At 42.7% G+C, this 7,006-nt stretch carries 5 protein-coding genes and 1 pseudogene; 5 read left to right on the top strand and 1 reads right to left on the bottom strand.

Annotated elements, in window-relative coordinates; genetic code table 11:
* Nucleotides 1-914, top strand: a pseudogene (locus tag STRDD04_RS10605) (IS3 family transposase); the annotation flags it as partial.
* A 34-nt stretch (nt 915-948) separates the two neighbouring features.
* On the opposite strand, the gene STRDD04_RS06675 reads toward STRDD04_RS10605, so the two are convergent.
* Nucleotides 949-2,181, bottom strand: coding sequence for an MFS transporter (locus tag STRDD04_RS06675; protein WP_062200516.1), 1,233 nt, complete (start codon nt 2,179-2,181; stop codon nt 949-951).
* A 256-nt stretch (nt 2,182-2,437) separates the two neighbouring features.
* On the opposite strand from STRDD04_RS06675, the gene STRDD04_RS06680 reads away from it, so the two are divergent.
* From STRDD04_RS06680 to STRDD04_RS06695, 4 genes are all read left to right on the top strand, one after another.
* Nucleotides 2,438-2,971 (top strand): DUF177 domain-containing protein, encoded by a 534-nt coding sequence (locus tag STRDD04_RS06680; protein WP_062200518.1) that lies wholly within the window; start codon nt 2,438-2,440, stop codon nt 2,969-2,971.
* A gap of 213 nt (nt 2,972-3,184) precedes the next feature.
* Nucleotides 3,185-4,648: a flotillin family protein gene (locus STRDD04_RS06685; RefSeq protein ID WP_062200519.1), complete on the top strand. Its 1,464-nt coding sequence runs from the start codon at nt 3,185-3,187 to the stop codon at nt 4,646-4,648.
* 163 nt (nt 4,649-4,811) lie between these two features.
* Nucleotides 4,812-6,236, top strand: a complete 1,425-nt coding sequence (gndA, locus tag STRDD04_RS06690) for an NADP-dependent phosphogluconate dehydrogenase (RefSeq protein ID WP_062200520.1) — start codon at nt 4,812-4,814, stop codon at nt 6,234-6,236.
* Nucleotides 6,237-6,245: 9 nt separating this feature from the next.
* A complete protein-coding gene (locus STRDD04_RS06695) occupies nt 6,246-6,935 on the top strand; it encodes a response regulator transcription factor (RefSeq protein WP_062200522.1) in 690 nt (229 codons plus the stop codon).
* The last annotated feature ends 71 nt before the right edge of the window (nt 6,936-7,006 follow it).

The raw sequence follows: 7,006 nt of genomic DNA on the forward strand, positions 1-7,006 counted from the left end.
CCAGAAAACAAGGTCTCAGCTTCAAGCAACTTTAAAAAAGAGATGAGGTAACTATTTCTAATATTCAGTACTTAATCAGATTGATTGACCGCTATGGAATAGAACATGTCAAAAAAAGGAAGAATAGTTATTATCCTCCAAAATGAAAGAAAAAAATAATTGATGAAGTTTTAATTGCAGGTTGTTCGCAATTAAGTGTGTCTCTGGATTATGCTCTACCAAATCGTGGAATGCTTCCAAATTGGCTGGCACAATACAAGAAGAATGGGTATACGATTGTTGAGAAACCAAGAGGGAGGCCGCCTAAAATGGGACGTAAACCAAAGAAAAACCTGAAGAAATGACAGAACTAGAGCGCCTTCAAGCAGAAAATGAATATCTAAGAGCGGAGAATGCCGTTCAGCGTCAGTTTGAAGCCTCTAAACCGATGGAAAATGCTATACGGATGTGACAGAGTTTGCCATTCCAAGCAGCAGTCAAAAATTGTATTTATTGCCCATTTTAGATGGTTTAAACAGCGAAATTATCGCTTATAATCTTTCTCGTTCACCGAATTTGGAACAAGTGGAAACCATGTTAGAGCAGGCCTTCACCGCTGAATATTATGAGAATACGATTCTTCATAGTGACCAGGGTTGGCAGTACCAACACGCATCTTATCACCAGTTTCTGCAGTTCAAGGGCAGTAAGCCTTCAATGTCACGAAAGGGGAACCGTCCGGATAATAGCATGATGGAATCCTTCTTGGGCATGTTGAAATCCGAAATGTTTTATGGTTTTGAGAAGGATTTTCAGTCATTAGAAGAGCTTGAGGAAGCGATTGTCAACTACATCGATTACTACAACAACAAACGAATTAGAATCAAACTAAAAGGACTGAGCCTGTGCAATACAGAACTCAATCCTTGGTTTAAATATAATGTCTAACTTTTTGGGGTCAGTACAATTCTACTTCTCGGTCTTTTTTTCAAAGGTCAATAGTAGGGCAAAGAAGCCGATTAGGCTAAAAATCAGCCAGGCGCCAGTCATATTCCAGAGGGCTAGGCTGGTAAAGAGCATGGTTCCGAGAGGGACAGAGAAGCTAAAAAGCAGGCTGAGAAAGCTGGAAGTTTGAGCGAGGACATCTGATGAGAGCTTGCTAAGGAGCAGGCTATTGATTTTCGGATTGACCTTTCCAGCTATATACATCATAAAGAAAATAGCTATCATGCCTAAATATACAGGTAAATGAAAAAGATTAATCAAACCCAAAGTTAAGATAGCCAAGGTAGAGGCAAGAGCCAGATGATTGATGGAAAGTTTGCTGAAAAAGTCTTTAGGTGTCAATCCGGCAGAGACAACGCCCAGAATGAAAACAGTCTCAAAAATGAGCAGGGATTGGCTGAAAGAAAGGCCAAAAACAGGATGGTCCAGTAGATAAAGATTGTAGAGAGCCATGACGGAGCCACCCAAGGCATTGAGAATCAGGATTTGAGAGAGCAATTTTAAAAAACTGCTGGCTCCTTCTTGTTCAAAGATAATTTTAGAATTTTGATACAGTTCTCCAAGCTGGGTCTTGAGGGGGAGGGGACTCTGAGAAGATTGGACCGTTTCATGAGTCAGTCTATTGCGAACGATATATAAAATGGAAGAAGAAAGGAGAAAGGCTAGAGCATTTAAGAGAGCGACCAGTGCGAAGTTTTGATTGCTGGCAGCAAGTAGCCAGACACCCAGTGCCTGCCCGATTAGATTGCAGATAAAGGTAATCATCTGGGTGAAGGAGAAAGCCTCCATGAGATTTTCCTCTGCCACATTCTTTTTTAGAATGGGCATTTGCAAACCGCTGCGATAATCACTGATTACATCGGATAGGATATTCATCAGGCAAACCAGAGAAAAAGCAAGATAGCTGATTGACTTAGTCAGGAAAGCCACCAAGATGAACAACAAGGCTTGGAGATAGCCAAAACGAATCAGCCAAGCAGATTTATGAACAGTTTTGTCTGCCTGTATTCCCACAAAAATCGTAAAGAGAGTCGGTACGAGAACGATTAGATTGGCGGTTGCTACGGCAAATTTTGGTTGAGGCATACTGGAGGCAAAAACTACAAAAACAATGTTGTAGATGGAGGCTCCCAGTGTGTTAAAAATCCGAGAAAGGCTTAGGGCAGCATAAACCCTATTTTTAAAAAATAATTTCATACGTGACTCCTTTTTGTTTTATCAATCTTGATTATAGCAGACAATAATCATGCTTCAAGGGGGTTTCAGTAAGTGGTAAAACTTAGTAAGCTAAGTGGTAAGAATCCCAATGCGACTTACAGCTTCCTTCTGAGCCTCGTATAAGACAAAAATCCCCTCCGAATATTAGTAGTATTATAACAAAAACTGATCAATCCTAGTTTTCAAGGGGGAATCATGATATAATAAAAGAGAAAATTTAAAGAACGAGGCACTTATGTTAAATATTCAAGAAATTCGGAAAAATCCCGATGGTCTGAAGTTTGAGCAGAATTTTGATTTGGCTCAGGAGTTACAAGAGCGTAACGCTGAGATTTTGGACGTAAAAAATGTTACGGCTAAAGGGAAAGCTCAGTATGAGGATGGACTTTACTTCCTTGATTATGAGCTGTCCTATACCATTACCCTAGCTTCCAGCCGCAGCATGGAGCCAGTTGACCTGCAGGAAGCCTATCTGGTCAATGAAATTTTTGCGGATGGTCAGCATGGAGGATCGCAGCAGGATTTGCTAGAGGAAGATCTGGTTTTACCTATTGAGGGAGATAGAATCGATCTGGCTGAGAGTGTGGCGGACAATATTCTGCTCAATATTCCGCTGAAAATCTTGACTCCAGAAGAAGAGGCAGGTAGTGAGATGCCGACAGGAAATGATTGGCAGGTCATGACAGAAGAGGAATATCAACAAAGCCAAAAAGAGAAAAAGGAAGTGAATAGTCCTTTTGCAGGGTTGCAGGGATTATTTGACGAGTAGGCCAGTTAGGAGTCTGGTTTAACTTGCGCTTGTAAAAATATGTAAGAGAGCTAGCTTTTTACTATAGCTGAAAACAGGCATGAAATTAGCTGTTTTTGTAGATTAAGAACGAACAGTAAATATTTTGAAATCCGTTACTTATTTGATATACTGATTAAAAATATATTAGAACGATATTATGATATATTGTTCTGAAAAAGGAAGGAAGTTTTTATGGATATATTATTTATCCCAGGGTGGTTGATTATTGCAATCATTGCTGCCATCGTGCTTATTGTTCTTTTGGCTAAGGGGTATGTCAATGCTAAGCCAAATGAAGTAGTCGTTATTACTGGTCTGCGTAAGCAGCGCCATTTGCGCGGTAAGGCTGGTTTCATGATTCCTTTTGTAGAGCAACGCTCTTATCTAGATATCGAGCAGTTTTCTACCGATGTTCGTACTTCTGAGTCTGTACCGACACTCGACTTTATCAATGTTCGTGCGGATGCTGCTGTGAAGCTGAAGATTGGTACTACGGATGAAATGGTCGAGCGGGCAGCTGAGAACTTCCTCAACTGGAATACAGAGGATATTTCAAATTCTGTCCAAGATGTCCTAGAAGGAAATCTTCGTGAGGTAATCGGTCAGATGGAACTGCGCAAGATGGTTAATGACCGTCAGGAATTTGCCTCTAAAGTGCAGGATAACGTAGCGCCAGATTTGGCTAAGATGGGTCTGGAAGTCATTGCCTTTACCGTTCAGTCTTTCTCTGACGAAGGTGGTGTGATTGATAATCTCGGTATCGAGAATGTCGAAACGATCAAGAAAGACGCCCTGATTGCCAAGGCTAAGGCCGAACGTGAGCGCAAGGAAGTTGAGGCTGAGCAGGATAAGTTGGCTAACGACAAGCGCGTGGCTGCTGACTTAGAAATTGCTCAAAAGCAAAATGAACTCAAACTCAAGCAAGCTGCTCTTAAACAAGAAGCAGACATTGCTCAGGCTAAGGCTGATGCGGCTCAAGGTATCGAAGCAGAAATTCAACGTCGTGAGCAGGAACGTGTGGCTGCCGAAGCCAACATCATGAAGCAAGAAAAAGAAGCGGAAGTCAAGGAGCGGGAAGTTAAGGTTCGTGAGCAGGAATTGGATGCCAATATCCGCAAGCAAGCCGAAGCTGAAAAATATGCCCGTCAACAGGCTGCGGAAGCTCAACTGATTGAGCGTCAGCGTCAGGCTGAAGCAGAACTTTTTGAAACGCAGAAAGAAGCAGAAGCTCGCAAGGCTCAAGCCGAAGCTGAGAAATACGCTCAGTTGCAGGAAGCAGAAGCCATCGAGGCCAAAGGGCGTGCCGAGGCAGAAGCCATTCGCCTTAAGCTAGAAGCGGAAGCGCAAGGTTTGGACAAAAAAGCTGAAGCTATGAAGAAGATGCAGGAAGCTGCGATTACGGAAATGATTGTCGATAAACTGCCAGAAATTGCTCGTGCTGTAGCAGAGCCATTGACCAAGGTAGACAAGATTACCATGTATGGTGAAGGTAACGCTTCTAAAATGGTCGGCGACATCATGCAGAGCATTGACCAAGTTTCCCAAGGAGCAGGCTTTGACATTCGTCAACTTCTAGCTGGAGCACTTGGCGTCAATATGACTGTCAACAAGCTCAAACAAGATGAACAAGCGGTCATTGAGATCGAAGATAAATAAATCAGAATCTTACTAAAATAAAGAAAACAGCTGGAAGTTAGAACTTCTGGCTGTTTGCGTATCCTTCTCCAGAAAAGCATTTCTATCAGCTAAATACTTTTCATTACCTTGTAAAAATGTTAAAATATAACAAATTAAACAACTAAGTCAAGAGGAGTAGAAAATGACTAAAGCAAACTTTGGTGTTGTCGGTATGGCTGTGATGGGGCGTAACCTCGCTCTCAATATCGAATCCCGCGGCTATACTGTTGCGATTTATAACCGTTCAGCAAACAAAACGGAAGATGTAATCGCTTGTCATCCTGAGAAGAATTTCGTACCTAGCTATGATGTGGAGTCTTTCGTTCAATCTATCGAAAAACCACGCCGTATCATGCTGATGGTTCAAGCAGGGCCTGGTACAGATGCGACGATTCAGGCTTTGTTGCCTCACTTGGACAAGGGCGATATCCTGATTGACGGTGGGAACACTTTCTACAAAGACACGATTCGCCGGAATGAAGAGTTGGCCAACTCTGGCATCAATTTCATCGGTACAGGCGTTTCTGGTGGTGAAAAAGGAGCCTTAGAAGGTCCATCTATCATGCCGGGCGGTCAGAAAGAAGCTTATGAGTTAGTCGCAGATGTTCTAGAAGAAATCTCAGCTAAGGCACCTGAAGACGGTGCACCATGTGTGACCTATATCGGTCCTGACGGTGCAGGTCACTATGTGAAAATGGTCCATAACGGGATTGAATACGGAGATATGCAGCTCATCGCAGAAAGTTATGACCTCATGCAGCACTTGTTGGGGCTATCTGCAGCTGAAATGGCGGATATTTTCACTGACTGGAACCAAGGCGAGCTAGATAGCTACCTGATTGAGATTACAGCAGATATCTTGACACGAAAGGACGATGAAGGCCGAGACGGCCCAATCGTTGACTACATCCTTGATGCTGCAGGAAACAAAGGAACTGGTAAATGGACCAGTCAGTCTTCTTTGGATTTGGGTGTGCCACTGCCATTGATTACAGAATCTGTTTTTGCCCGCTATATCTCTACCTACAAAGATGAGCGCGTGGCCGCTAGCAAGGTATTGCCAAAACCTGCAGCCTTTAGCTACGATGGTGACAAGGCTGAGTTGATTGAGAAAATCCGTCAGGCTCTGTACTTCTCAAAAATCATGTCTTATGCCCAAGGGTTTGCCCAATTGCGTGTAGCATCTAAAGAAAACAACTGGGATCTGCCGTTTGGTGAAATTGCTTCTATCTGGCGTGCTGGTTGTATCATCCGTGCTCGTTTCCTGCAAAAGATTACAGATGCTTACAAGCGCGATGCAGACTTGGCTAACTTGCTCTTGGACGAATACTTCATGGACATTACAGCTAAATACCAACAAGCCGTCCGTGATGTGGTTAGCTTAGCAGTACAAGCAGGCGTACCGGTACCAACCTTCTCTAGCGCTATCGCTTACTTTGACAGTTACCGAGCAGAAAATCTGCCTGCTAACCTGATTCAGGCTCAGCGCGACTACTTTGGTGCTCATACATATAACCGCAAAGACAAAGAAGGAACTTACCACTATTCTTGGTATGATGAAAAATAGGACAGGCCTATGGCAAAGCGAATTTTATTGGTAGAAAATGAAAAGAATCTTGCACGATTTGTGACTTTGGAACTGCAAAAGGAAAGTTTTCTTGTAGACATGGCTGAAACGGGTAAAGAAGGCCTAGCTTTAGTTAGAGAAGCAGATTATGATCTACTCTTGCTCAACTATGCTCTTCAGGATATGACTGCCAGTGATTTTGCCGAACAGCTGAGCTTAATCAAGCCAGCTTCTGTTATCATTGTCCTTGCCAGTCGTGAAGAAATCAAAGAACATGCAGATGAGATTCAGCGCTTTGCTGTGTCCTATACCATAAAACCCTTTATTATCAATGATTTGGTTGAAAGGGTATCAGGGATTTTTCGAGGTCGAGACTTTATTGACCAGCATTGCAGCAAACTGAAAACACCGACTGCTTACCGCAATCTACGAGTTGATTTGAAAAACCATATCGTCTATCGTGGAGAGGAAGTGATTGCCTTAACACGACGGGAATATGATCTACTAGTGACGCTGATGAGCAACCAAAAGGTCATGAGCCGAGAGCAACTTTTGGAACGTGTCTGGAAGTATGAAGGTGCTACTGAAACAAATGTCGTTGATGTCTATATTCGTTATCTGCGCAGCAAAATTGATATTCATGGGCAAGCCAGCTACATAAAAACCATTCGAGGTGTAGGCTATGCCATGCAGGAATAACTGAAGATACTTATTTTTAATAGCAATTAAACTGCACTCCCAAATCTAGATTTTTAGTGTCTGATTTTTGG

It is taken from the genome of Streptococcus sp. DD04 (genome assembly GCF_001578725.1).
GTDB classification, from domain to species: Bacteria; Bacillota; Bacilli; order Lactobacillales; family Streptococcaceae; genus Streptococcus; species Streptococcus sinensis.

Coding starts and splice junctions, on each gene's coding strand:
- STRDD04_RS06685 (WP_062200519.1), top strand. CDS start 3,185: ATGGATATATTATTTATCCCAGGGTGGTTGATTATTGCAATCATTGCT.
- STRDD04_RS06695 (WP_062200522.1), top strand. CDS start 6,246: ATGGCAAAGCGAATTTTATTGGTAGAAAATGAAAAGAATCTTGCACGA.
- STRDD04_RS06675 (WP_062200516.1), bottom strand. CDS start 2,181: ATGAAATTATTTTTTAAAAATAGGGTTTATGCTGCCCTAAGCCTTTCT.
- gndA (WP_062200520.1), top strand. CDS start 4,812: ATGACTAAAGCAAACTTTGGTGTTGTCGGTATGGCTGTGATGGGGCGT.
- STRDD04_RS06680 (WP_062200518.1), top strand. CDS start 2,438: ATGTTAAATATTCAAGAAATTCGGAAAAATCCCGATGGTCTGAAGTTT.